Origin of the sequence: Curtobacterium pusillum (assembly GCF_013359865.1) — a bacterium.
Taxonomy (GTDB): Bacteria; Actinomycetota; Actinomycetes; order Actinomycetales; family Microbacteriaceae; genus Curtobacterium; species Curtobacterium pusillum.
Genome location: NZ_JABMCE010000056.1, coordinates 1 through 26,139, shown reverse-complemented (window position 1 = coordinate 26,139; position 26,139 = coordinate 1). Strand labels below are relative to the sequence as shown.

The window sequence follows — 26,139 nt, the reverse complement described above, 5'->3', positions numbered from 1 at the left end:
GGCCCGAACCGCCCGACCGCGTCACCGCGGCCGGTCCACCGGGCGCACGACGAGCCTCCCGTCGGTCCCGACGCGCAGCTCGCCGACCGCACCGAGCCGGCGCCGCCCGCCCCGCCGCTCGACGTGGAGCACCAGGTTGAACGCGCTGACGGCCTGCCGTGCGAGCGCCTCGGGACCGAGCCCGGCGAGCGCACCGAGCGCCTCGAGCCGCGCGGCCACGTCCGCGACGCCGTTCGCGTGCACGGTGCCCGCCCCGCCGTCGTGCCCGGTGTTGAGCGCGGAGAGGAGCTCGCGGACCTCCGCCCCGCGGCACTCTCCGACCACGATTCGGTCCGGACGCATGCGCAGGGCCTCTCTGACGAGCCGGTCGAGTCCGAGGGCTCCGGCACCCTCGGCGTTCGCCTGCCGTGCCTCGAGTCCGACGACGTGCGGGTGGTCGATCCGGAGCTCGGCGACGTCCTCCACGGTGACGATCCGTTCGTCCGGCGGGACGGCGCCGAGCAGGGCGGCGAGCATCGTGGTCTTGCCGCTCCCGGTCGCGCCGGTGACGAGCACGTTGCGGCGTTCCTCGACAGCACGTTCGACCACCGACCGCGGGATCCGGGAGAACGCGCCGAGGGCGTCCAGCGAAGCGAGCGTCGGCAGCCCGGGCGCCGGCAGCCGGATCGAGACCGCCGTCCCCCCGACGGCGACGGGTGCGAGGACGACGTGCACCCGGATGCCGTCACCGTGGCGGACGTCGGCGCAGGGCGTGGTCTCGTCGACGTGTCGCCCCCCGCGTGCGACGAGTTCGGTCGCGAGGTCGCGGACCCGCCGCTCGGGCAGTTCGGGCGCGACCCGTTCGAGCCCACGCCCCCGGTCGACCCACGTGCCGCGGCCGCCGACCACGAGGACGTCGGTGACGGTGGCGTCGGCAACGAGGGCGGCGAGTTCCTCGAACTCCGCAGCGGCGACGTCGCGGGCGCGGGTGGGGCGCACGCTGCCCGGCAGGAAAGGGGTGTCGGCACGGTGTCGGCGCATGCGACGAGACAGTAGGGAGCGTTCGGCCGACCCGCGGAACACACGCGGACAGCTGTGGACGGATCCGGCGGTCCGCAGCAACGGGCTGTTTTGTACCCCGAACCACAAACCCGTACCCCGCTCGGTGTCCGACCGTGCTGCGACGTCCGGACGCCTCGGACACGCGCGCTCCACAGTTGGTGAGAGCAACACCACGAGCGTCGAGCCGACACTCGTTCCATGCACCAGCATGGACAGGTCTGTCCACCGTTCGGCATGCCTGTGCGGATCGACGTGCCGGACCGGGCCGCAGAACAGCTCGTCGACGCGGAACCCGCTCCGGAAAACAGAAGAGGCGGCACCGGTTGGGGGGAACAGGTGCCGCCTTGACATCGGTGGATTGGGGGGAATCCGAACCGTTGCCGCCGGAAACGAGTCCAGCAGGAACCACTGTACCCCATGATCGGCCCTCCTGGGCAACCCCCGACGTGACTTCCGGGCGCGCCGCGCCCGACGCCGGGCAGGCCGCACCGCCCGCAGCCCGAGGGGTAGTCTCCGACTGCACCCCTGCCGCAACGACGCGAAAGGACATCGATGTCCGCTCCGACCCAGACCGACCCCCGCCACGACGGAGCCCACGACGACGGGGCGACGTTCCCGCCGCCGCCCGAGTTCGTCGCGGACGCGGTCGCCCACGAGGATCTGCACGAGGCCGCCGCGGCGGACCGCGAGGCGTTCTGGGCCGAACAGTCCCGCGCACTCCTCGACTGGCGGACGCCCTTCACACAGACCCTCGACTGGTCCGGCGCGCCGTTCGCGAAGTGGTTCGCCGACGGCACGCTCAACGTCGCCGAGAACTGCCTCGACCGCCACGTCCGTGCCGGCAACGGCGACCGCGTCGCGATCCACTTCGAGGGCGCACCCGGGGACACGCGGCGGATCACCTACGCGGAGCTCACCGCCGACGTGCAGCGCGCCGCGAACATGCTCGAGGCGTTGGGAGTCGAGAGCGGCGACCGCGTCGTCGTCTACCTCCCGCTCATCCCCGAGGCCGTCGTCACCATGCTCGCGATCGCCCGCATCGGCGCGATCCACTCGGTCGTGTTCGGCGGGTTCAGCGCCGAGAGCCTCCGCGCCCGCATCGAGGACGCCGGCGCGAAGCTCGTCGTGACCGCGGACGGCGGCTGGCGACGCGGCGCGGTGTCCCCGCTCAAGCCCGCCGTCGACGAAGCACTGACCGGCGAGGGCACCGACAGCGTCGAGCACGTGCTCGTCGTCAAGCGCGGCGGGAACGAGATCGCCTGGAACGACCGCGACCTGTGGTGGCACGACGAGTTCGCGAAGGCCGAGCCCGAGCACACCCCCGAGGCGTTCCCCGCCGAGAACCCGCTCTTCATCCTCTACACCTCGGGCACGACGGGGAAGCCGAAGGGCATCGTGCACACGTCGGGCGGCTACCTGACGCAGGCGGCGTACACCCACAGGAACGTGTTCGACATGCACCCGGAGAAGGACGTCTACTGGTGCACCGCCGACATCGGCTGGATCACCGGGCACTCCTACGTCGTCTACGGTCCCCTCGCCAACGGCGTCACCCAGGTGCTGTACGAGGGCACCCCGGACGAGCCGAAGCCCGGCCGGTGGTGGGACCTCGTCGACGCCTACGGCGTCACCGTCCTCTACACGGCGCCGACCGCGGTCCGGGCGGCGATGAAGGCCGGCCGCGAGATCCCCGAGGCGCGCAGCCTCGAGACCCTCCGCCTGCTCGGCAGTGTCGGCGAACCGATCAACCCCGAGGCCTGGCAGTGGTACCGCCAGGTGATCGGCCACGACCGGACGCCGATCGTCGACACGTGGTGGCAGACCGAGACCGGCGCGATCATGATCTCCGCCCTGCCCGGCGTCACCAAGCTCAAGCCCGGCGCCGCGCAGACCCCGCTGCCCGGCATCGTCGCCGAGATCGTGGACGAGGAGGGCAACCGTGCGGACCCCGGCGAGAGCGGCTACCTCACGATCACCGAACCGTGGCCGTCCATGGCGCGCGGCATCTGGGGCGACCCCGACCGGTTCGTCGAGACGTACTGGTCGCGGTTCCCCGGTCGCTACTTCGCCGGGGACGGCGCCCGCCTCGACGGAGAGGGCGACATCTGGGTGCAGGGCCGGGTCGACGACGTCATGAACGTCTCCGGTCACCGACTGTCGACCGCCGAGATCGAGTCCGCCCTGGTCGGGCACGACGGCGTCGCCGAGGCCGCCGTCGTCGGCGCCGCCGACGAGACGACCGGCCAGGCCGTGGTCGCGTTCGTCATCCTCACCGCCGAGGCGGCGGAGGGCGTCGACCGCGACGCCACCACCGCGGAGCTCCGCAACTGGGTCGGGACGCGCATCGGCGCGATCGCGAAGCCCCGTCAGGTCGTGATCGTCCCCGAACTGCCGAAGACGCGGTCGGGCAAGATCATGCGCCGTCTGCTCCGTGACGCGGCCGAAGGTCGCCGCATCGGCGACACGACGACGCTGGCCGACCCGACGATCATGGCGACCATCGCGGATCTGATGTAGGGCTGCACGCGCGAGCCGCGCCTCCAGTCCGGACTGGAGGCGCGGCTCGCGTGACGTGCGCTGCTGACGGTCCGTCAGTCGGTGAGCTCCACCACCAGCTCGACCTCGACCGGCGCGTCCAGCGGGAGCACCGCGACGCCCACCGCGCTCCGCGCGTGGACGCCGGCGTCGCCGAAGACCTCGCCGACCAGCGTCGACGCGCCGTTGGCGACGCCCGGCTGCCCGGTGAACGACGGGTCCGACGCGACGAAGACGGTCACCTTCACGACCCGAGCGACCCGGTCGAGCGAGCCGGCGACGGACTGCACGGCGGCGAGTGCGTTCAGCGCGGCCGTCCGTGCCTCGGCTCTGGCGGCCTCGGCGTCCACGTCCGCGCCCACCTTGCCGGTCACCGGCAGCGCGCCGTCGACGAACGGCAGCTGGCCGGCCGTGTAGACGTACCGACCCGTGACGACGGCGGGCACGTAGGCGGCGACCGGAGCGGCCACCGACGGGATCGTCAGCCCGAGCTCGGCGAGCCGGTCCGTGACGCTCACGCGTCGGCCTTCGGACGCTTGAGGTAGGCCACGAGACCACCCTCGGGGCCGGTGACGACCTGGACCAGTTCCCAGCCCTCGTCCCCGAAGTTGTTGAGGATCGCGGTGGTGTTGTGGATGATCAACGGGGTCGTGAGGTATTCCCAGCGAGTCATGGAGATCCTTGCCAGCCTTTCAGTCGGCGGTGTCGTTTAGGCTGCATCCTATGTCTGCCCAGAAGACGTCTGCCTCGCGGACCAAGCCCGTCTCTGCAGTCGGCGCCTTCGTCGGTTTCGTCGGTTTCAGCGTGCTCGCCGGTCTGCTCGTCACGATCGGTGTCACCCCCGCGATCGCGGTGGCCGGGGTCACGACGACGTCGACGATCGGCGTGTTCGAGTCCCTGCCGGAGTACATCGAGATCGGTGACCTCCCGCAGCGCAACGAGCTGTACGCGTACCAGGGCGGCAAGTCGGTGCACTTCGCGACGGTCTACGACCAGAACCGTCAGGAGCTGAAGTTCGACCAGATCAGCGACCAGCTGAAGAACGCGGCCATCGACGGCGAGGACAAGCGCTTCTACGAGCACGGCGGCGTCGACATGACGTCGCTCATCCGCGCGGGCGTGGGTTCGCTCGCCGGCGGGCTCGGCGAATCGGGCGGTGGGTCGACGCTGACCATGCAGCTCGTCCGCAACATCAAGATGAACCAGGCGCTCGAGCTCCCGACGCAGGAAGAGCGTCTCAAGGCGTACAACGACGCCGTCGAGCAGACCATCCCCCGCAAGCTCGAGGAGATGAAGCTCGCGATCGGGCTGGCGAAGAAGTACAGCCACAAGGAGATCCTCACCGGGTACCTCAACATCGCGTACTTCGGCGACCAGACCTACGGCGTGCAGGCTGCGGCGCAGCACTACTACAACAAGAGCGCGACCGACCTCACCCCGGCCGAGGCGGCCTCGATCCTCGCGATCGTGCAGTCGCCGAACACGCGAAACCTGTCGGACCCGAAGTACTACGACGCCAACGTCGCTCGCCGCAACGTCATCCTCAAGTCGATGTACGCGCAGAAGCACCTGACGAAGGCCGAGTACGACCAGGCGGTCGCGTCGAGCCCGAAGGACTACGTCCACCTGACCGAGCCGGCGCAGGGCTGCAAAGCGTCCGTCGGCGACGGGTCGCAGTTCTTCTGCGACTACGCGGTGCAGGTCGTCAAGGAGATGTCCCAGCTCGGTGCCACCCAGAAGGAGCGTGACACCGCCTGGCGTAACGGCGGCTACAAGATCCAGACGACGCTCGACATCGACGCGAACGCCCAGCAGAAGCAGGTGCTGAACACCTACGACAACAAGGCCGAGACCGCCCTCAAGCTCGGTGCAGCGCTCGACTCGGTCGAGGTGAACACCGGCCGGATCCTCACGATGGCGCAGAACAAGGACTACGACCAGGCGTTGCAGTCCCCGCCGACGTCGACCTCGATCAACTACAGCGTGGACAAGAAGTACGGCGGCGGCATCGGCTTTCAGGTCGGTTCGACGTACAAGGTCTTCACACTGCTCGACTGGCTGAAAGCCGGTCACGGTCTCAACGAGACCGTCAACGGGACACCGCACAACACGTCGGTCTGGCAGCATTGCGGCGAGACGATCACGAACCCGTGGAACCCGAAGAACGACTCGGCGGGCGAGGCCGGCAACTACACCGTCGCTCGCGCCACGGCGCTCTCGGTGAACGCCGCATTCGCATCGATGGCCGCGAAGCTCGACCTGTGCGACATCAAGCAGACCGCCGAGGACCTCGGCGTCCACTCGGGCGACGACAAGACCGAGCTCAACTCCTACCCGTCATCGATCCTCGGCACCAACAACATCGCGCCGCTGACGATGGCCGCGGCGTACGCTGGCATCGCGAACAACGGCACCTACTGCGCTCCGATCGCCATCGACAACGTGACCAACGCTGAGGGCAAGAGCCTCGGCGGCCAGCCGAAGGCGTGCAAGCAGGTCCTCGACCCGACCGTGGCACAGACCGCGATCTACGCCATGAAGGGCACGATCTCCGGCGGCACCGCGGTCGGCGCGCAGACCGCCGACGGCACGCAGCTGTTCGGCAAGACGGGCACCACCGACGACGCGGACCAGATCTGGCTCGTCGGCTCGAGCTCGCGCGTGGCCACCGCCTACTGGCAGGGCAACACCGACGGTGGCAAGAACAATCTCCGTCACTACAACAACGGTGTGCGCGGCACCTACGCCGGTGCTCGCGCCGATGTGTGGCGTCAGGCCCAGACCCCGCTCAACGCGCTGTACCCGGCCGGCCCCTTCACCGACCCGTCCTCGTCTGCCCTCCGCGGCAACAGCAAGGCCGTGCCCGACGTCACCGGCAAGAGCGCCGCCGACGCCAAGGCGGCACTGGCCGCGTCCGGCTTCACCTACGTGGACGGGGGCGCCCAGCCCGGTGTCCAGAAGGCAGGCACGGTGACCTCGTCGTCGCCGGCGGCGGGCTCCCTGCTGTCGAGCGGTTCGAGCGTCACCGTCTACACCTCCGATGGATCGCAGATCACGATGCCGGCGATCGCGGGTGCCACCCTCGACACGGCCCGGTCGAAGCTCAACCAGCTGGGCTTCACGAACGTGACGATCTCGAAGTCGTACGTGAAGGGCGGCGGCGACAAGGAGTGCCGGGTCGCAGCGGTGGACCCGGGCGTGCACGCCGCGGCGAACAAAGACTCGGCCGTGACGCTGACGCTGTACGGCGACAAGGACGGCAAGGCTCCGGAGAAGTGCAAGTGAGCCGTGGCCGCGCGGGGCTCGGGGTCCTCGCTGCGGGCGCGGCCCTGGGTGCCGCCACGGCGGCGTGGGGAACGCTGGTCGAGCGCCGTCGCTTCGGCATCCGGTGGGAGACCGTCCCGGTCCTCCCGCCGGGGGCGCGCGACGTGGTGGTCCTGCACCTCTCGGACATCCACATGGCGCCATGGCAGGCCGACAAGCAGCAGTGGCTGCGCGACCTGAGCCTGGTCGAGCCGGACTTTGTCGTGAACACCGGCGACAATCTCGGCCACCCGACGGCGAACGCGGCCGTCGAGTACGCGCTCGAGCCGTTCCGCGGCGTGCCCGGAGCCTTCGCGTACGGGTCGAACGACTTCTACGGCCCCTCACCACGCAACCCGTTCAAGTACTTCTCGGGCCCGAGCCGGATGCACTCCGAGCGGCGCCCGGTCGAGCTCGACATCGACCGTCAGACGGCGTTCTTCGAGTCGCTCGGCTGGCTCGACGTGAACGACCGCGCGCACGCGATCGAGGTCCGTGGGTCGCGGTTCGAGCTGTTCGGCACGTCCGACGCCCACCGGGACTGGGACCGTCTCGACCTGCTGCCGACCAACGTCGACGAGATGCGCGGCGAGGTGTCCTGGTCCGAGGACGAGGACGGCCCCTCCCCCGTCGCGATCGGCATCACCCACGCGCCGTACCGCCGGGTGCTCGACGCGTTCGTCACCCAGGGCGCGGACATCGTCTTCGCGGGACACACGCACGGCGGCCAGGTACAGATCCCGGGCGTCGGTGCGCTCGTCACGAACTGCGACCTCCCGCGCCGCTACGTCAGCGGGCTGCACAAGTGGCAGCACCGCGGGCATTGGTCGTGGCTCGAGGTGTCGGCCGGTCTCGGCACGTCGATCTACGCACCGTTGCGGTTCTCCTGCCGCCCTGAGGCCGTCGTCGTCACGCTGACTGCTAGGTCCTAGCTACACCCTCCGACACACTGAGCCTCCAGGACTCGGAACGTCGACCGTCTCCAGGCAGACTCACAACGCCCGACCGCCGGGCGACGATGAGATGGAGAACGAAGTGAACAAGCTGATCCGTATCGGACTGACCGCGGTTGCTACTGCGGGAGTGATCGGAATGAGCCTCGGCACAGCGTCGGCCGCCAACGCGGCTTCGGGATGTGTCACGAGTCAGTTCCGTCAGGGTTCAACCGGTAATTGCGTGAAGTACATTCAGCAGATCCAGGCTCTCCCAGCTGACGGAATCTTCGGTCCGCAGACTAAGCAGAACATCGTCAACTTCCAGCGCAGCGCCGGGCTCGTTGCTGACGGCATCGTCGGGGCGAACACTTGGAAGTACCTCTGCGTGCCGCTGGATGGGCCCTCTTGGAGCACCGCGCAGAAGAACGCCGGCTGCCGCAGCCTGTACTGACGACAGCAGCCGCCGTGGTCAGGGGTTCCACCCGCCGTGGTTCCCAGACCGCGGCGGCTGATGATCCGGACCGAAGTCGCTGCGGGACGCTCGGGCGGAAGCCGGATGGTCAGAACTACCCATGGGGTCGTGTAGACTCGATCTGTCGCTTTGAGAGAAGTGATCACACCACGGGGTGTGGCGCAGCTTGGTAGCGCGCCTCGTTCGGGACGAGGAGGTCGCAGGTTCAAATCCTGTCACCCCGACACTGTGTTGAGACAGTGTTGAAGCCCGGGTCATGTCGACCCGGGCTTCTTCTTTTCTCGTGAGCTTGATCGGCACGGCGATCGCCGATTGTCGCGAACTCCGGCCGGCCTCAAAAACGGTCTGGGCTGCTCTTCGGCTGCGCTGCCCTGGTGGCCTGCGTCATGAGCACGCAACGCGCTGTGCATGGAGACACATAATGAGGAACCGGTATCAGCACGTGTCCCTCCGCAAAATAGCGTGAGGCACGCCATGCAGATCCTCACAGCTTCACTCACACGGCGGGCCGCACTCAGATTCGCCAGCGCCGGTGCCGTCGCGTTCACGGCGCTGCGGACGCCAAGTCCAGCGAGCGCAGTCACCACACAACCAACGTTGCTCGCGACTGCGGTTCGGACGTTTGCGACCGACTTCTCACGCAGCCATTCGAACCCTGTGCCCAGCAGTTTCACGCTCGCTGCATCGGGCAGCGGTCGAAGGACCACGGCTGTCCTTCGCTTCGATGAGCGTTTCGTCGAATGGACTGGCGATTCAGCAGTCATGGTCCATGGCACAACGATCGTCAGCCTCCCGATCACGAAGGAGCCGGGCGCGATTCGGTTCGACATGCCGGGTGGATCGGTCGGCGGGGGCGCGTCGGTTCACCTTCCTCTGCGAAGTGCGGTCGAGTATCCGCACGAGAACATCGGCCCCTCGATCGCCCCCACACTGGAGCTGCTCAACGGGAGCCAGAGCACGACTTCGACGTTCGAGGTTCCGATGGACGAAGCCAGCGGAGTCGCGTGGGGACTCAGTACGGATGTCGGGTGGGTGGCTCGAGAGGTGAGCGATGGATCCCGCTACTGGGTACCGTCGATCGTCGTCGTCTCGAGCACGGGTCCTGGCCCGGTTCCGAGGGGAACCGTGATCACGATCACGACCGATGCTGTTCTGGCGGGCGTGTCGGACGTGATTCCGGCCCCTCTGACACCTGACGACCCAGCCGCGGACCCCGACGCTGCTCAGTCGACCGCGAAGACGAGCAAGCAGATCGCAGGCGGCGCGCGGAACACCATCGCCACGATCGAGGATGACCTTCCCGCTGGGACCACGTTCACGCTCGAAGTCGAGACGGGTCGGACGTCCCCTGGCGTCCGAGCCCGCGCTCTCACGTACGCGCAAGTGAGCTGCACTGCACCGAGGGCGAGCCGCGGGATGCAACGACGCACAGGACGAGAGACGGCGACCGCGAACGCTCCCGGCGGACTGCCGCTGGCAGAGGACACATTCACGGGAAGGATCTGACCCATGGACATCTGGGTCCAGAAAGCACAAGCGTGGCTCAACTCCCGTTACCGGAACGTTTCCGGCTACCAGACGATCGCCGAGGACGGGGTGACGGGCTGGGGTACCATGTACGCGCTGACCAGGGCACTCCAGCACGAGCTGGGCATCACCGCTCTCTCGAACAACTTCGGTGACGGGACGTCCGCGGCTTTCTCGTCGAAGATCGGAACGCTGTCCCCATCGACCAAGAACGTGGGGGTGGTCGGCATCTTGCAGTGCGCGCTGTGGTGCAAGGGGTACTCGGGGGACGTCGAGTTCGGGAAGTGGACGTCGGTAGTGACGAGTTCGGTCGCTTCCATCAACACACAACTCGGCCTTCGGTCCGACGGCACGGTCAACGCCAAGTTGATGCGCTCGCTGCTCACGCTAGACGCGTACGTCATCGTGGGAGGCGGAACCGATCCAGTCCGACGCGCCCAACAATGGATCAACGGTCGTTATGCGGCGCATTCCACGTACCGGCTCGTACCGTGCGACGGCCTGTACAGCCGAGACGTGCAGTACGGTTTCATGTTCGGTATCCAGTTCGAGCTCGGCATGGCGGACTCCGTCGCGAACGGGAATTTCGGCCCCGGAACCCAGTCAGGACTCAAGACACAGGCGTCGGTTGCAGCGGGAAGTGTCGACGGCGCGAAAGCATGGGTGTCGCTCTTCCAGATAGCATTGCTGTTCAACGGCTTTTCCGTGACACGCAACGGCACCTTCGACGAGAAGACGCGGACTGCAACGACGTCCTTCCAGCAATTCCTCCTCCTCGACGCCCATGGGAGAGGCGACTTCGACACCTGGGCGGCGCTGCTCGTGAGCACCGGCAATCCGAACCGAGCGGTCACCGGGATCGACACCACCACCAAGGTCACGCAAGAACTCGCGACCCAGCTCCGTTCTGAGGGCTACACGGTGATCGGCCGGTACCTGACCGTCGAAGCCAAGAGCATCGCACGAGGAGAGCTCGAGCGGCTCTTCGCCGCGGGATTCTCGCTGATTCCGATCATGCAGAACTACAACAATGCAGCGCAGTACTTCACGTACGAGATCGGCTACACCCAGGGGTACCAGGCTGCTATGCGTGCCCGGCAGTTGGGCCTCCCCCGCGACTCCGTGATCTTCTTCCCTGTCGACTACGACGCGTTCGCCACCGAGGTCGACGGCATCCTGAAGAACTACTTCGCCGGGGTACGCGCGGGCCTCGACCTGTCGGTCAACGTTCCCTACAGGGTGGGGATCTACGCAACGCGGTACATCGCGGACAGGGTCTACCGAAGCGGCTGGGCGGATGCGATCTGGGTGAGCGGAATGTCGACTGGTTACTCCGGGAATCTGGCGTACCCCATGCCCCAGGGATGGTCCTACAACCAGATCCAAGAGCTTCACGACCGGAACCTCGACCGCAATGCCGTGTCCCCCAGCGCACAACCCGTCCGCGGCAGTGAAGTGGCCCTGCCTCCGAGCTACAACGAAGTCGTCTGGAAGACATCCTTCGAGTTCACACGACTCTCCGTCCTGGCCGAGCGCGCGCTGAGCCGCCAGCCCCTGCTTCCTCCCAACAAGGCTGGTCAGATGGTGCTCTGGTACCTCCAGACCGGCGAATACGACGACAAGATGTGGACCGTCTACACCCCGCTGCCGGAGACGTCCGCCGGTGTGTACGGCGAGAAGTGGGGGCTCGCGCGTGGAGACCTGTATCTCGATGCCGGGCCTGTGTCCGAGTCGCTCACTTCGTTCGACGGAGACATCCAACACCTCGCGGCGACCGCGAACGGTGTGTGCATCTGGGGCGATAGCGCGGGCGCTCGAACCGGTACAGCGGGGGATCTCGGCGGGTGGAGCGCTGACCTGCTGACCATGTGGGCGGACTACGGCTCGCTCGGTGTCGGAAAAACTGCCGACGAGTACGTCACCGAATACCTCGGCGGCACAAGCGGGCGATTCTCCTACGATGATCTTCTCGCGGACGCCGAGGGCTGGTTGCTCGGTCGGCGTATGCATGCAGGGACAAATCTCGTGGACGCACACCGTGCCGTCCGATCCGCGGCGCACGACGACACTTCCATCCTGCGGCTCTTCCTCCAGGAGCGCTTCGCCGTGACCAGCGAAGCGACGACGGACATCCTCAAGGCTGCTATCCGGGATGTCTTCGTCGGTCCGTGGCCGATCTCGTCCCTGCCACGGACCGTTTTCCTCGGCCTCGACGGCAGCCCGGACCAGAAACAGCTGCAGTCGATCGTCGACTCTGGCTCGGCGAAGCTCCTCCGAATGGCTGGGCTTGCATGAATGCAGCGAGCGAGGGCTCTGTGCACCGGTTCGCAGGCGTGTTGTTGACCATCACCTCATCGGTCATGATCGCCCTGCTGCCGACCGCGATCCTCGTCGCGGCGTACCTGGCCTGGGTCCACCTCCCCCTCGAGCTCGCCGAGCCTGCACAGACCTCGCCGGCATACTTGCATTACGGACTGGTTTCCGTGGCCATCGTCGTGATCCCGGCCCTCGCAACCGCTGGTCTCCGGCGGTGGACTCCGCGCCGCGTTGCCCGCGGCGCCCTCATCGTCGGGTGGTCGCTGTCCGCGTTCGCACTACTCGTGGTCGTGGTGCCGGGCTTCTTCCCGGAGCAGCCACCGTGGCACAGTTGGTCGGCATTCCGGTCGCATGTCTTCGCTTGGAGCCTCCACTTGGAGTACGCGACCGGGCTCGTGATGATGGCCATCGCCGGGAGCGAGCGTGGAGTCCGACAGCGCTCGCTTCGGTGCGCTGCTGTCACGACTGTGCCCGTCTGCCTGCTTGCCCTCATGGTGATGACCGACCCGAGCATGCCGTGGATGCAGTGACGCCCGGGGGATCAAGGTGCATGCCGAGGACGTTCGCCGATCTCGTGCCGGGCCGTCCGTTCGGGTAGCCTGACCGTGTCATGCAACATTCGACCGACCACCTCACGGCGATAGCCGAACAGATCCAGGCTCGATTCCCCCAACTGGCTGCGGATCCGGTGATGGCGCAGAGCCTCGAAGACAACGTCAGTTCGATGATCAGCGAGGCGCACGCCCGATACGCCGCAGGCGCCGGTTCCAGCATCGTGAGCGACGCGTTCCTCGACCCCGCTCACCTCGCTACGGGTGCCCTGCACGCGGAGCAGGCGCAGCACCCTGCCGGGGCGATGCTCGCAGCGGAGATGCTCTTCGACGCCTACCTCCCGATCTTCGTGGAGGAGGTCGGCGCGGTGGATGCTCCCGACATCCTGCGGGCCACCCGCGCGCTCCACGCCGGCATCTGGAACCGCTTCCCGGCCGGCGCGATCGCGTACACCGAAGCGCTCCGGCAGCGAGCCAGCAGCGCGCACCTGGATTCGCGGACGCAGATCGCCCGCGATCTCCACGATCGGATCGCCCACGCGATCATCGCCGGCGTGCAGCGCGTCGACCTCGTCCTCTTCACGGATCCGCCGGCACCGATGGGTGTCGGGCACCTCGAGGACGCGGCACGACTCCTCCGCGCCGCGCTCAGCGAGGTGCAAGACCTCGCGGTGGCGCTGCATGCGCGGGTCGGGGACGACCTCCTCGACTCCGCGCTGGCTCGTCACCTGGCGGATCTCTTCCCGGAGGAAGCAGCGGTCTCGATCAGCTCGCGCGGGACACCGGTGCCGTTGCCGAGCTGGAAATCCGAGGAAGCACTGACGATCCTGCTGGAGGCGCTGACCAACTGGCGCAAGCACGCGCCGGACTCGACCGCGACCGTGCACTTCGAGTGGTCGGCGACCGCTGTCACCGTCACCGTCTCGGACGACGGACCGGGGTTCGACGAAGACGAGGAGACCAGCGGGCGACTGGGACGTCGAACGATGCAGGAGCGGGCCGCATTGATCGGAGCCGGGTTCTCGGTCACGAGTCGGCCGGAAAAGGGGACCGCTGTCTCGGTCTCCATCCCGATCGGCGCCCTGTGACCGACTTCGGTGTGGTGCACGTCGCGATCGTCGACGATCACCATCTGTTCCGCGAGGGACTCGCCTCGATCCTCTGTGCGCGGCCCCAGATCCGGGTCGTGGCGCACGGCGCTCGGCCAGCCGACGTCCTCACCACGGTGGAAGCCGCGGCCATCGACGTACTGCTCCTCGACGTCGAGCTCGACGGCCCTCCCGCTCGGACGACGATCGCCTCGCTGCGTCGGACGCGGCCGAACATCGCAGTCGTCGTACTGACGATGCACCGTGACGCGGTGCTCCGACGCACATTGCTCGCGGCTGGTGCAGCGGACTTCGTCACCAAGACCACGCCGAGCAGCGAGCTCATCGAGCGGATCATCCGTGCTGCTTCGGGCCGTTCACGAGTTTCGGCATCGCCGGAACCGGAGCGACTGAGCCTTCCCTCGGCCGCGCTGCTGAGCGATCGAGAACTCGAGGTGCTGCGGCTCATCATGCGTGCTCACACGAACGCCGAGATCGCGTCGGACCTCGGCTTGGCTGTGGGTACCGTCAAACGACACGTCTACAACGTCTTCCGGAAGCTCGAGGTCAGCTCGCGCGTCGCCGCGATCACGGCCGCGACACGGCTCGGCCTGATGGACTGAGCGTCCGCTCGGCCTACACCGACGTCGCCGCGCCGGCCCCCGAGCGCACGAGCCGCCCGGCGGCGTGCAGCGACGCCACGACGTCGAGCGCCTGGTGCCGGTACCGCGCCTGCGCCGCCCCCGGAGCGACGATCACGCCGTCCGCGCCGGTCGACGCGACGAGGGCGTTGATCTTCGCCGCGACCTCGTCGGTGTTCCCGTACGCCTGCCGCTCCGTCCTCGCCGCGATGAACCGCCGTTCGAGGTCGTTGAACTCGTACGCCCGCGCCTCCTCCATCGAGACCGGCTCGGGCTTGGCACCCTGCCGCATCCGGATGAACGAGATCATCCCCGGTGCCGACTGCTCGGACACCACCGCGGGGTCCTCGTCGGTGACGACCTGCACGCCGATCAGCGCGTTCGGCTCCGACCGGAAGCGCGAGGGTCGGAACGAGTCGCGGTAGAGCGCGAGCGCCGCCTCGGTGTTGTCCGACGCGAAGTGGTGCGCGAACGCGAACGAGACGCCGAGCGCGCCGGCGACCTGCGCGCTGTACCCGGACGACCCGAGCAGCCAGAACTCCGGCACGTCGCCGTACCCGGGGACGGCGCGGATACGGGACAGCGGGTTGGACGAGTCCATCCCGGTGAAGAAGCCGATCAGGTCGGCCAGACGGTCGGGGAAGTCGTCCACGTCGAGCCGGTCCGTGCGGCGGAGCGCCATGGCGGTCGCGCCGTCGGTGCCGGGCGCACGTCCGAGTCCGAGGTCGACGCGGTCGCCGTAGAGCGCTCGCAGCGTACCGAACTGCTCCGCGACGACGAGCGGCGCGTGGTTCGGCAGCATCACGCCACCGGAGCCGATCCGGATCGTGGACGTCGCGGCACCGACGGCGCTGAGGAGCACCGCCGGCGCGGACGAGGTGATCCCCGGCATGCCGTGGTGCTCGGCGACCCAGAAGCGCTCGTAACCGAGCTTCTCGGCGTGCACCGCCATGTCGATGGAACCCTGCAGGGCCTCGGTGTTGGACTGGCCGTACTCGCGGGTGGCCAGATCGAGGACGGACAGGTGCACGGATGCGTCGCTCATGTGGTCGCCAACGCCGGCCGGCACACGTGCATTCCTGGCACCGAGGAGGCCGGGAGGCGCGGGGCGGGCCCGCACCGTCCCTCCAGGCACGGCCGTCACCCCGCTGGCGCGGTGCGCCGGTACCGGCTGGTGGGGCCCACCTCCAGGCCGTCAAACGGTCGCGCCTACGGGACGCGAGCCGTCAGTCGCCGTCGAGACGCCCGCCGGACTCCGTGAGGTAGCAGTTGGCGCAGAGCGACTCGTAGGTGACGTCGACGCCGTCGATGGCGACCTGGGATCCGTCGAAGACGAAGCGGCCGTCGACCTTGCGGGCGTTGAAGACCGCCTTCCGGCCGCAGCGGCAGATCGTCTTGAGCTCCTCGAGGGAGTGCGCGACCTCCAGCAGGCGTGCACTGCCGGGGAAGGCCTCGGTACGGAAGTCGGTACGGATGCCGTAGGTGATCACCGGGGTCTCGTCGAGGACGGCGATCCGGAGCAGGTCGTCGACCTGTCGGGGTGTGAGGAACTGGGCCTCGTCGACGAGCACGCAGCTGACCGGCCGCACCATGCCGTCGAGGCGGGCCGACTCGGGGTCGGTGGCACCGGCCTCGGTCACTGCGGCACGGACGTCGGCGTCGGGCGAGAACACGATGTCGACCGTGCGGGTCACACCGAGTCGCGACACGATCTCACGGTCGCCCTTGGTGTCCACCGACGGCTTCGCCAGCAGGACCCGGTGCCCGCGTTCCTCGTAGTTGTAGGCGGCCTGCAGCAGCCCTGTGCTCTTGCCGCTGTTCATCGCGCCGTAGCGGAAGTAGAGCTTCGCCACTACGCGAGGAACCCGTCCTCGGCGGCGCGACGGATGAGGTCCGACTTCTTCGAGGCGGGACGACCCACCTTGCTGTACTTCTCGCGGACGCGACGCAGGTACGTCTTCGCGGTCTCGTACTGCACGTTCATCTGCGCGGCGACCTCGTTCGTCGAGTAGCCCGACACGTACAGGCGGAGCGCTTCCTCTTCACCGTGGCTGAGCTTCGGCCGCTGGTGCGCGTTCGCCCCGGTCGGCAGCGGACGCCAGTCGCGCTGGGCCGGGGTCTCGCGGGCGACTCCCATGATCTCGCGCGCGACGTCCATGACCTCGCGCATCGGGAGCGATTTCGACAGGAACGCCGCGGCGCCGGCGGCGAGGGCGCGGTCGCGGGACTCGCGGCTGTCGACGCTCGACAGGACGATGACCTTCGCGCCGGCGGCACGGCAGGTGCGCACGCGGGCCTCGATCGAGACCGGTTCCTTCAGCTGGAAGTCGAGGAACACCAGGTCCGTCGGGAAGTTCTCGCTGTGCACCATCTCGAGCCACGTGTGGGCCGTGAGGGCGAGGTCGAAGTCGAACGCGTTCACCGCGATCCAGCTCGACAGGCTGTCCAACAGCACCTCGTGGTCGTCGAGGATCGCCAGCCGCACGCGTCGTGTCCCCGGGTTCGGCAGGGCGGGCGTGCCCTCCGTGATCCGGCTCGGGTCAGTGCTGGTCATACGAGAACCTTAGTGCGAGGGCGGACGGTCGGACCGCGACGTCCAGATCGGGGAACGTCACGCGCAGGACCGCGAAGTACGGGTCGAAGGTGCGGTGGATGCCGACGTCGGAGTCCGCCACGACCAGGTCGATCGCGACGGTGACGCGGCACGGTGCCGTCGGACGGCGGCCGGACGCCGGGCGGCCGGCCGGTCCGGCGCCGTCGGTGCCGTCGGCGGCGGTCGAGCGCCTGATCGTCGCGCGGAAGCCCGCCGGGTCGACCGTGGAGGCGCGGAGCGCGGCCCGCAGGAACGTCCGGACCACCGTCCGCTGATCGGCGTCGAGCGTCGCGATGAGGCCGTCCGGGTCGTCGACCACGGCGCCGGCGCCACCCTCGACCGCGACCGCCTGCTCGAACCACGTCCGGTCCGCGTCGGCGACCATCGAGCGGCGGATGCCGTCGGCGATGCTGCGGGCCCGTGCCCGGTCGGCGTCGGTGACGACCTCGCGGCTGCGGAGTTCGGCGAGGAACGGTGCGACGTCCCGCGCGAGGATCGTCGAGCGGTCCTGCTGCACGCTCGCGGCGATGCCGTCCCGCTCCGCGCGCTCGACGGAGTACGACCCCGCCCGGATCTGCACGCGCTCGGCGAGCCCGGCGAACGTCCACGCGAACACCGCCGACGCCGCCGTCAGGACGAGTGTGGGGGCCGCCGCGAGGAACGCCGCGACACCGATCGGGACGTGGTGCGGGAAGGCCGCTGCCCCCGCTCCCCAAGCGGCACCCGCGACGACCGCGAGGACGAGCCCGCCGACGGCGAGGTCGACCCACGGGCGGTACGGCGCCGTCATCACGATGCCGGTCGCCGTGAGCAGGGACATGAAGTCGTTCAGAGGGCTTCGGTCCGGACCCCACTGCGCTGCGACGCTCGTGACGGTCGCCGCGGCGAGCAGCCCCACGTGCAGGACGAACGCCCACCGCGGGAACGGTGCGCGGAAAGGACTCGACGCCACCAGCACCACTGCCCCCGACGCCGCGATGAGCAGCACCGTCAGCGCGCTCAGGGTCGGGCTGCCGACGATGTCGCGGTCGAAGACGGACACGAGCAGTGCCCACAGGACGCCGCTGGCGGCGAGGACGATGGCCAACGGGCGGGACCCCATCACGCCGAGCGGGTCGTACTGCTGGGCGGTGCGGGCCGCGTCGCGCGGCGTCACCGGTCCGCCTCCGAGCCGTCGGCCCGGATGACCTGCACGGTCCCGGTCACCGCGCCGTAGGGGACGGACATCATCACGCTCGTGCCGGAGCCGGGCGACGACCAGACTTGGACCTCCCCACCGACACGGCCGATCCGCTCCCGCACGGAGCCGCGCAGCCCCATCCGGTCCGGGCTCGTCGCCGATTCGTCGAACCCACGGCCGTCGTCGACGACCATCACGGTGCACGCGACGCCGTCGTCGAACACGCTCACCTCGGCCGCGTCCGTGCCCGCATGCTTCCGGACGTTCGCGAGACACTGGCCGACCGCGCGCAGGACCGCGGTCATCGCCGCCTGGTCGAGCCGCGCGAGCGCGGACGGGTCACCCGTCACGGCCACGTCCAGACCGTGGGCACGATGGTCGTCCACCATCCGCTCGAAGGCCTGCACGGCGACATCCGCCTCCGGTCGCGCCGAGGGAGCCCCGGCGGACAGCCACTCCTTGCCGATGAGCATCGCGACGTCGGCCTCGACCGTCCGCGCGAGCTGCGGGTCCATCGGGCCGTCCGGCGCCAGCGCGATCGCCCCGAGGTGGTTGAGCACGGTGTCGTGCAGGATCGCGGCGGCCTCGGCCTCGACCCCGGCGCGGTACGCGGAGACGTGCTCCTCACGCGCTGACCGGAGGAGCTCGGGCTGCACCCGTTCGGAGCGCGCGCTGTTGCGACTGGTGAACAGGACGAGCGCGATGACGAACGCCAGGGTCGCCCACGCCAGGATGAGCGGGTGCACGGGGCCACCCTCCTGCGCGATCGCGATGGACGTCGCGGCCCGACCCACCAGGAAGCCACCGATGGACCAGAGAGCCACCCTGCCGGCGACCGCACCAGCACCGCCGACAAGGACGAGCGGGATGATCGCGAGCGAGAGCAGGTACGACGCGACCCATCCCGCCGGCACCTCGCGCTGCACGACGACGGCGAACCACCAGGCGCACACGCCGCCGACCACGAGGAACGCGACCGCGGACCTCCACGTGCCGAACTGGACGTGCACCGCGATCATGCCGAGCATCGGGAGGAGCGCCAGCACGGCTCCGACCACGTGGACGTCGGGTTCGGCCAGGCGGTACAGCAACAGGACGATCGCAGCGGCCGCGAGGGAGCCGATGGCAGCAGCGTGGAAGGCCCGCACCGTCGACCACGCGTTCACTCGCGGAGCGAGATGCGTGGGGATGCCGAGCACGGGTGGTGGTCCTTCCGGACGAGTGGGAACGCCGCCCACGATCCAACCACCGTTGGCGCGATCATGTACCCCGATTGTCGGAGCGGTCGGCGACCCGCTCGATGATACCGGCACTGCGGCGTTCCGGGTGTCCCCCGGACGCGGACCGGCCGGTACTCAGAAGAGCGTCGGCACCGCCGGGGTCACTCGGGCCGGGAGCCGGTGGTCGAAGCCCGGGTCCGCGCGCTTGAGGGGCGTGCTCGACGCGGTGCTCGACCGGTTCGAGAACCCCATCGACCCCGTGGCCGGGTCCACCCGGCCGAGCACCATGCCGTGCGCGCGGAGGATCGGGCGCACCCGCTCGGCGAGCCACCGACGATAGTCCTTGGGCGCGTACGTGTTGTCGAGGTACATCGAGCGGTACCGCTGCACGAGGTCCGGTCGGGTGCGCTCGAGCCACGCGAACCACCACGGCTTGACCCCCGGACGCAGGTGCAGCGCCGAGTACATGACGCTCGACGCGCCGGCGGCCGCGGCTCGTCCGATCGCATCGTCGAGGTGCGCGCGGGTGTCGGTGATGTACGGCAGCACCGGCATGAGGAACACCGAGCAGTCCAGGCCCGCGTCGCGGATGGCGCGCACCGTCGCGAGCCGTGCGGCCGTCGTCGGCGTCCCGGGCTCGACCTGCTGCTGCAGTTCGTCGTCGTACACCGCGATCGACATCGCCAGGTCGACCGGCACCGATCGTGCCGCCTCGACCAGCAAGGGCAGGTCCCGGCGGAGCAGCGTGCCCTTCGTCAGGATGCTGAACGGTGTACCCGAGTCGGCGAGCGCCCGGATCACGCCGGGCATGAGCCGGTACCGACCCTCGGCGCGCTGGTACGGGTCGGTGTTCGTGCCGAGGGCGACCGGGTGGCGGTCCCAGCTCGGCTTCGCGAGCTCGCGGTGCAGGACGTCGGCCACGTTCGTCTTCACCACGATCTGCTGGTCGAAGTCCGCTCCCCCGTCGAACTCGAGGTACGTGTGCGTCGGACGGGCGAAACAGTAGACGCACGCGTGGCTGCACCCGCGGTACGGGTTGATCGTCCAGCCGTAGGTCCCACTGCCGTCCGCCGAGGGAACGCGGTTCAGGGCGCTCTTCGCCAGGACCTCGTGGAAGGTCACGCCGGCGAACTCCGGCGTCGTCACACTGCGGACGAACCCGCTGTTCGACTCGAGCCCCGGGAGCGCATCGCTCCGCGAGGCGTCTATCGCCTGCCCACTCCATCGCATGTCGCCATTCGAACACACGTTCGAACGGGACGCAAGCGAGCGCGCCCCGCGGGCGGCGCTGCGTCAGTGGTGGAGCCCGAGGACCTTGGCCGTGCGCTCGAGCGTCTCGTCCGCCAGCTCCGGATCGCTGCCGAGGTCCTGCCCGTAGGTCGGCACCATCACGCGCACCGCCTCTTCCCACCGGCCCCAGCGGTCCGGGAAGCACTTCCGCAGCAGGCCGAACATGATCGGCACGGCGGTCGAGGCCCCGGGGCTCGCCCCGAGCAGACCCGCGATCGAGCCGTCAGCGGAGGTGATCACCTCGGTGCCGAACTGCAGTACACCACCCTTGTCCTTGTCGGGCTTGATGACCTGCACACGCTGCCCGGCCGTGATCCGGTGCCAGTTCCCGGGCTCGGCACTCGGCATGAAGTCACGCAGTGCGTCGAACTTCGCCTGCTTCGACGCGAGCAGCTGCCCGATGAGGTACCGCACGAGGTCGAAGTTCGAGAACGCGACGCTGAGCATCGGGCGGAGGTTGTGCGGCCGGATCGACTTGAACAGGTCGAGCAGCGAGCCCTGCTTGAGGAACTTCGGGCTGAACCCGGCGTACGGCCCGAACATCAGCGATGCGTGGCCGTCGACGATGCGCGTGTCGAGGTGCGGCACCGACATCGGCGGTGCACCGACACTGGCCTTGCCGTAGACCTTCGCCGCGTGCTTCTGCACGACCTCGGGGTCGTCGGTACGGAGGAACTCGCCCGACACCGGGAACCCGCCGTACCCGCGGATCTCCGGGATGCCGGACTTCTGCAGCAGGTGCAGCGCCCCACCACCGGCGCCGACGAACACGAACTTCGCGGCGATCCGCTGCGTCGACCGACCGACCTCGTTCCGGACGTCGAGCACCCATCCGTCGGTGACCTTCGAACGGGTCAGCTTCGTCACCTGGTGCGACGGCTCGAACTCGACGCCGTCGATCTCGAGCTGGTCGAACAGCTGCCTGGTCAGCGATCCGAAGTCGACGTCGGACCCCGCCGCCGAGTACGTCGCCGCGATCGGTTGGTCCTTCTTCCGGCCCGGGATGAGCGCGGGCGCCCACTGCCGGATCTGCCGCGGGTCGTCGGAGAACTCCAGCCCGGCGAACAGCGGGTGGTCCTTCATCGCCTCGTAACGCTTCCGCATGTACTCGACGTTGTCGGCGCCCCACACGAACGAGATGTGCGGCGTCGGGTTGATGAAGTTCGACGGCTCCGGGAGGACACCCGTCTCGACGAGGTGTGACCAGAACTGCCTGGACACCTGGAACTGCTCGTTGACGTTCACCGCCTTGGCGATGTCGACACGACCGTCCGGGAGCTCGGGGGTGTAGTTCAGCTCGCAGAGCGCGGAGTGGCCGGTGCCGGCGTTGTTCCACGGGTTCGAGCTCTCCTGGGCGACGGTGCCGAGGCGCTCGTAGACGCGGATCTTCCAGGTGGGTTCGAGGCGGTGGATGATCGCGCCGAGGGTGGCGCTCATGATCCCTCCCCCGACCAGGACGACGTCGATGGGGTCCACCTGCTTCACTGCCACCCCACGATCCTAGCGGCGCGCGGACGTGGACTCACGCATGAGACGGACTGGAGGCGCGGTGCGGGCCCGCACCGCGCCTCCAGTCCGTCTCCTGGTCGCGCTCTTGGTCGCGCTCTTGGTCGCGCGAGTGGGCTACGCGGCGACGGTGCGCCGTGCGACGATCGCCTCGGCGATCTGCACCGCGTTGAGCGCGGCGCCCTTGCGGAGGTTGTCGTTGCTGACGAAGAGGGCGAGACCGCGACCCTCGGGCGCGGACTGGTCCGCGCGGATGCGACCGACGAACGACGGGTCCTGGCCGGCGGCCTGCAGCGGCGTCGGGACATCGGCGAGCTCGACGCCCGGAGCGTCGGCGAGGAGCTCCGTCGCCCGCTCGGGGGTCAGCGGGCGGTCGAACTCGGCGTTGACCGAGATCGAGTGCCCGGTGAAGACGGGGACGCGGACGCACGTGCCAGCGACGAGGAGGTCCGGCAGCTCGAGGATCTTGCGGCTCTCGTTCCGGAGCTTCTTCTCCTCGTCGGTCTCACCGAAGCCGTCGTCGACGATGCTGCCCGCGAGCGGAACGACGTCGAACGCGATCGGCCGGACGTACTTGACCGGCTCCGGGAACGTCACGGCGGACCCGTCGTGGGTGAGCGCCGCGGTGTCCTGCTCGAGCGCGGCCTTCGCCTGGCCGAGGAGTTCCTCGACGCCGGCGAGCCCCGACCCCGAGACCGCCTGGTAGGTGGTCGCGACGAGACGACGGAGCCCGGCTTCGGTGTCGAGCACCTTGAGCACCGGCATGATCGCCATCGTCGTGCAGTTCGGGTTCGCGATGATGCCCTTCGGGGCCTCGTCGATCGCGTGCGGGTTGACCTCGCTGACGACGAGCGGGACCTCGGGGTCCATCCGCCAGGCGCTGGAGTTGTCGACGACGAGCGCGCCGGCTGCGGCGAACTTCGGCGCCAGTGCCCGGGAGGCGGTGGCTCCCGCCGAGAACAGCGCGATGTCGATGCCGGACGGGTCGGCGGTCTCGGAGTCCTCGACCACGATCTGCTCGCCGCGGAACGGCAGGGTCGTGCCGGCGGACCGGGCGCTCGCGAAGAACCGGACGCGGTCGGCTGGGAACGCGCGCTCCTCGAGGAGGCGGCGCATCACGGCGCCGACCTGGCCGGTGGCGCCCACGACGGCGACGGTGAGGGTGCTCATGCAGTGCTCCTGACGGGTCAGCGGCCGGTGCCGGCGTACACGACGGCCTCGGAGTCGGCGTCGAGACCGAACGCGTTGTGCACGACGCGCATCGCCTCGTTGAGGGTGTCGGCACGGGTGACGACCGAGATGCGGATCTCCGACGTGGAGATCATCTCGATGTTGATCGACGCCTCGTGCAGGGCGCGGAAGAGCGCGGCCGAGACGCCGGCGTTGGTCCGCATGCCGGCGCCGACGAGGGCGAGCTTGCCGATCTGGTCGTCGTACTGGATGCCCTCGTACCCGATGTCGGCCTTCGCCACCTCGAGCGCGGTGAGGACGCCCTGGCCCTGGTCCTTCGGCAGCGTGAACGAGATGTCCGTGCGGCCGGTGACCGCCTCGGACACGTTCTGCACGATCATGTCGATGTTGGCGCCGGCGCGGGCGACGATCGTGAAGATCTCCGCCGCCTTGCCCGGGGTGTCGGGCACCCCGACCACGGTGATCTTGCCCTCGGAGAGGTCTCCGGCGATGCCGGTGATGATCGGTTCTTCCACGGTTTCCCCCTCTGCAGGGTTGTAGACGATGGTTCCCTCGGCGTTGCTGAAGGACGAGCGGACGTGCAGCGTGACGCCGTGCCGACGGGCGTACTCGACGGCGCGGATGTAGAGGACCTTGGCGCCGGAGGCCGCGAGTTCGAGCATCTCCTCGCTCGTGATGCGGTCGACCTTCCTGGCCTTCGGCACGACGCGCGGGTCGGCGGTGAAGATGCCGTCGACGTCGGTGTAGATCTCGCAGATGTCGGCGTCGAGCGCTGCCGCGAGGGCGACGGCCGTCGTGTCCGACCCACCACGACCGAGCGTGGTGATCTCGCCCGTCGTGCGGTTGAAGCCCTGGAAGCCGGCGACGATCGCGACGTGGCCGGCGTCGAGCGCCTCGCGCACGCGCTTCGGGGTGACGTCGACGATCCGGGCCTTGCCGTGCTGGGCGTCGGTGAGCATGCCGGCCTGGCTGCCGGTGTACGAGGAGGCTTCGACCCCGAGGCTCTTGATCGCCATCGCGAGCAGCGCCATCGAGATGCGCTCCCCGGCCGTCAGCAGCATGTCGAGCTCTCGACCGGCGGGGATCGGCGTCACGGAGTGCGCGAGGTCGACGAGTTCGTCAGTCGTGTCGCCCATCGCCGAGACGGCCACGACGACGTCGTTGCCGGCCTTCTTCGTCTGGACGATCCGTTTCGCCACGCGCTTGATGCTCTCGGCGTCCGCGACGGACGATCCACCGAACTTCTGCACGATCAAGGCCACTGGCTGGTACTCCCGGGACGACGGTTCCGCGAGTGTGACGCGGTCTGACAATGGTAGTCGGTGTTTCGCGGATGTTGCGTCCGAGCGGGCGCAGACGCAAGGATCCTGCGCGAGCACTCCGGCCGCGTCGACGCGTCGGCCGCCTCGGCCGCTCGTCAGCCGCCGACCACCCGGCGGCCCTCGAAGGCGCGACCGAGGGTGACCTCGTCCGCGTACTCGAGGTCACCGCCGACGGGCAGGCCCGACGCGAGGCGCGTGGTCCGGATGCCCATCGGCACGAGCAGTCGGCTGAGGTACGTCGCCGTCGCCTCGCCCTCGAGGTTCGGGTCCGTCGCGATGATGACCTCGTCGACGGTGCCGTCGGCCAGGCGCGTCATGAGCTGCTGGATCCGGAGGTCGTCGGGGCCGATGCCGTCGATCGGGCTGATCGCGCCGCCGAGCACGTGGTACAGCCCACGGAACTCGCGCGTGCGTTCGATCGCGGCGACGTCCTTCGCCTCTTCCACCACGCAGATCACCGCAGGCGACCGACGTGGGTCACGGCAGATGCTGCACTGGACGTTCTCGGTCACGTTGCCGCAGATCTCGCAGAAGCGGACCTTCTCCTTGACGTCCGCCAGGAGCTCGGACAGCCGGGTCGGGTCGAACGACTCGGTCTGGAGGATGTGGAACGCGATGCGCTGCGCCGACTTCGGTCCGATGCCGGGGAGGCGACCGAACTCGTCGATGAGGTCCTGCACGATGCCGTCGTACATCAGGCGCCTTCCTCGTGGAGGGAGGTCTCCTCGATGAACTGGGCGTTGAGGATCTCACGGACGACGGCCTCGCCGTAGCGGCCCGCCACTGGCGTCCGACGGACCTGCGGGATCGGTGCTGCCTGCCGCTGCTGCGGCGCCGAGGCCGGGGCCGGGGACGGGGCCGCCCGCGGCTGCGCGACGGGCTGCGATGGCGCCGCGGCGTCCGGGTAGGGCTCGCCGTCCCCGTACGGGTCGTCGTCGAGCGGGTAGTCGTCGACGGGGACGTCGGAGCCCAGAGGCACGGCTCCCGTCGTCGGCGCGGCCTGCGGTGCGCCGGCACCGAGGGACGACGCGGGGCGCAGCTGTGCCGCGAGGGCCGCGTCCGCCGTCGGGTCCGACACCGTCTGCACGGGGGCGACGGGTTCGCCGGTGTCGGTGGTGCCGAACGGCGCCGACCAGGAGGGCTCGGCGTGCTCGGACGCGGCGCCCGCGGTCGGGTCGGTCGAGGGGATCGCAGCGACTGCCCACTGGGTGACGGGAGCGCCGGCCGGTTCCGGTGTCGCGGGTCCTGCCGGCGCGGTCGACGGCTGCTGCGCGGACGTGTCCGGTCCGGCGGGCGCCTCACGGCGAGCGGGCGCGTCCTGCAGGGCATCGTCCGGCTGGGCGGGCGCCTCCGACTGGACGGACGAATCGCGCTGGGCGGTCGCGTCCCGCTGTCGCGAGCCCCCCGGCGTCGCGGCGGGGGCTGGGG

At 69.3% G+C, this 26,139-nt stretch carries 22 protein-coding genes, 1 tRNA gene and 1 pseudogene; 10 read left to right on the top strand and 14 right to left on the bottom strand.

What is annotated here, in order from left to right; genetic code table 11:
• Positions 1–21: 21 nt before the first annotated feature.
• A complete protein-coding gene (locus HP507_RS04060) occupies positions 22–1,020 on the bottom strand; it encodes a TadA family conjugal transfer-associated ATPase (protein ID WP_175350571.1) in 999 nt (332 codons plus the stop codon).
• Positions 1,021–1,593: 573 nt separating this feature from the next.
• Between HP507_RS04060 and acs the strand changes: the two genes are divergently transcribed.
• Positions 1,594–3,558 (top strand): acetate--CoA ligase, encoded by a 1,965-nt coding sequence (gene acs, locus HP507_RS04055; RefSeq protein WP_175350570.1) that lies wholly within the window; start codon positions 1,594–1,596, stop codon positions 3,556–3,558.
• Between the two features lie 74 nt (positions 3,559–3,632).
• On the opposite strand, the gene HP507_RS04050 is transcribed toward acs, so the two are convergent.
• Both HP507_RS04050 and HP507_RS04045 read right to left on the bottom strand, forming a co-directional pair.
• A complete protein-coding gene (locus HP507_RS04050; protein WP_175350569.1) occupies positions 3,633–4,094 on the bottom strand; it encodes a RidA family protein in 462 nt (153 codons plus the stop codon).
• Positions 4,091–4,249 (bottom strand): Sp36 family protein, encoded by a 159-nt coding sequence (locus HP507_RS04045; RefSeq protein ID WP_022907077.1) that lies wholly within the window; start codon positions 4,247–4,249, stop codon positions 4,091–4,093. Before HP507_RS04045 ends, HP507_RS04050 begins: the two co-directional genes overlap by 4 nt.
• A 50-nt stretch (positions 4,250–4,299) precedes the next feature.
• On the opposite strand from HP507_RS04045, the gene HP507_RS04040 reads away from it, so the two are divergent.
• The 9 genes from HP507_RS04040 to HP507_RS18310 all read left to right on the top strand — a co-directional run bounded on the left by HP507_RS04040 (position 4,300) and on the right by HP507_RS18310 (position 14,391).
• Entirely contained in the window at positions 4,300–6,861 is a 2,562-nt protein-coding gene (locus HP507_RS04040) for a transglycosylase domain-containing protein (RefSeq protein WP_175350568.1), read from the top strand.
• Positions 6,858–7,811, top strand: coding sequence for a metallophosphoesterase (locus HP507_RS04035; protein WP_175350567.1), 954 nt, complete (start codon positions 6,858–6,860; stop codon positions 7,809–7,811). The genes HP507_RS04040 and HP507_RS04035 overlap by 4 nt, the downstream gene beginning before the upstream one ends.
• A gap of 103 nt (positions 7,812–7,914) precedes the next feature.
• Entirely contained in the window at positions 7,915–8,265 is a 351-nt protein-coding gene (locus tag HP507_RS04030; RefSeq protein ID WP_217508473.1) for a peptidoglycan-binding domain-containing protein, read from the top strand.
• 171 nt (positions 8,266–8,436) lie between these two features.
• Positions 8,437–8,510: transfer RNA gene (locus HP507_RS04025), tRNA-Pro, on the top strand.
• A 250-nt stretch (positions 8,511–8,760) separates the two neighbouring features.
• Positions 8,761–9,792 (top strand): hypothetical protein, encoded by a 1,032-nt coding sequence (locus HP507_RS04020; protein ID WP_175350565.1) that lies wholly within the window; start codon positions 8,761–8,763, stop codon positions 9,790–9,792.
• Between the two features lie 3 nt (positions 9,793–9,795).
• Positions 9,796–12,108 (top strand): glycoside hydrolase domain-containing protein, encoded by a 2,313-nt coding sequence (locus HP507_RS04015; protein ID WP_175350564.1) that lies wholly within the window; start codon positions 9,796–9,798, stop codon positions 12,106–12,108.
• Between the two features lie 44 nt (positions 12,109–12,152).
• The gene (locus HP507_RS04010) at positions 12,153–12,659 is read left to right on the top strand and encodes a hypothetical protein (protein ID WP_217508472.1); all 507 of its coding nucleotides are present in this window, start codon (positions 12,153–12,155) and stop codon (positions 12,657–12,659) included.
• An 80-nt stretch (positions 12,660–12,739) separates the two neighbouring features.
• Positions 12,740–13,768, top strand: coding sequence for a sensor histidine kinase (locus HP507_RS04005; RefSeq protein ID WP_175350562.1), 1,029 nt, complete (start codon positions 12,740–12,742; stop codon positions 13,766–13,768).
• Positions 13,765–14,391, top strand: a complete 627-nt coding sequence (locus HP507_RS18310; RefSeq protein WP_175350561.1) for a response regulator transcription factor — start codon at positions 13,765–13,767, stop codon at positions 14,389–14,391. The genes HP507_RS04005 and HP507_RS18310 overlap by 4 nt, the downstream gene beginning before the upstream one ends.
• A gap of 13 nt (positions 14,392–14,404) precedes the next feature.
• Here the strand turns inward: HP507_RS18310 and HP507_RS03995 are convergent, their stop codons facing one another.
• The 11 genes and pseudogenes from HP507_RS03995 to HP507_RS03945 all read right to left on the bottom strand — a co-directional run.
• Positions 14,405–15,454: an LLM class flavin-dependent oxidoreductase gene (locus HP507_RS03995; RefSeq protein WP_175350560.1), complete on the bottom strand. Its 1,050-nt coding sequence runs from the start codon at positions 15,452–15,454 to the stop codon at positions 14,405–14,407.
• Positions 15,455–15,635: 181 nt separating this feature from the next.
• Positions 15,636–16,262, bottom strand: coding sequence for a thymidine kinase (locus HP507_RS03990; RefSeq protein ID WP_175350559.1), 627 nt, complete (start codon positions 16,260–16,262; stop codon positions 15,636–15,638).
• A complete protein-coding gene (locus tag HP507_RS03985; protein WP_246328609.1) occupies positions 16,262–16,963 on the bottom strand; it encodes a response regulator transcription factor in 702 nt (233 codons plus the stop codon). Before HP507_RS03985 ends, HP507_RS03990 begins: the two co-directional genes overlap by 1 nt.
• Positions 16,950–18,158 carry a hypothetical protein gene (locus tag HP507_RS03980; protein ID WP_175350558.1) on the bottom strand — a complete coding sequence of 403 codons (1,209 nt, stop codon included), beginning with the start codon at positions 18,156–18,158 and terminating at the stop codon, positions 16,950–16,952. The genes HP507_RS03985 and HP507_RS03980 overlap by 14 nt, the downstream gene beginning before the upstream one ends.
• The gene (locus tag HP507_RS03975) at positions 18,155–19,381 is read right to left on the bottom strand and encodes a sensor histidine kinase (protein ID WP_175350557.1); all 1,227 of its coding nucleotides are present in this window, start codon (positions 19,379–19,381) and stop codon (positions 18,155–18,157) included. Before HP507_RS03975 ends, HP507_RS03980 begins: the two co-directional genes overlap by 4 nt.
• 156 nt (positions 19,382–19,537) lie before the next feature.
• The gene (locus HP507_RS03970; RefSeq protein ID WP_175350556.1) at positions 19,538–20,632 is read right to left on the bottom strand and encodes an Rv2578c family radical SAM protein; all 1,095 of its coding nucleotides are present in this window, start codon (positions 20,630–20,632) and stop codon (positions 19,538–19,540) included.
• Positions 20,633–20,695: 63 nt separating this feature from the next.
• Positions 20,696–22,183 carry a malate:quinone oxidoreductase gene (locus HP507_RS03965; RefSeq protein WP_175350555.1) on the bottom strand — a complete coding sequence of 496 codons (1,488 nt, stop codon included), beginning with the start codon at positions 22,181–22,183 and terminating at the stop codon, positions 20,696–20,698.
• Positions 22,184–22,315: 132 nt separating this feature from the next.
• Positions 22,316–23,368, bottom strand: a complete 1,053-nt coding sequence (locus HP507_RS03960; RefSeq protein WP_175350554.1) for an aspartate-semialdehyde dehydrogenase — start codon at positions 23,366–23,368, stop codon at positions 22,316–22,318.
• 17 nt (positions 23,369–23,385) lie between these two features.
• Entirely contained in the window at positions 23,386–24,651 is a 1,266-nt protein-coding gene (locus HP507_RS03955; protein ID WP_175350553.1) for an aspartate kinase, read from the bottom strand.
• A gap of 155 nt (positions 24,652–24,806) precedes the next feature.
• Positions 24,807–25,406: a recombination mediator RecR gene (gene recR / locus HP507_RS03950; RefSeq protein WP_175350552.1), complete on the bottom strand. Its 600-nt coding sequence runs from the start codon at positions 25,404–25,406 to the stop codon at positions 24,807–24,809.
• Positions 25,406–26,139 (bottom strand): annotated as a pseudogene (locus HP507_RS03945) (hypothetical protein); the annotation flags it as partial. The gene recR and the pseudogene HP507_RS03945, both read right to left, overlap by 1 nt.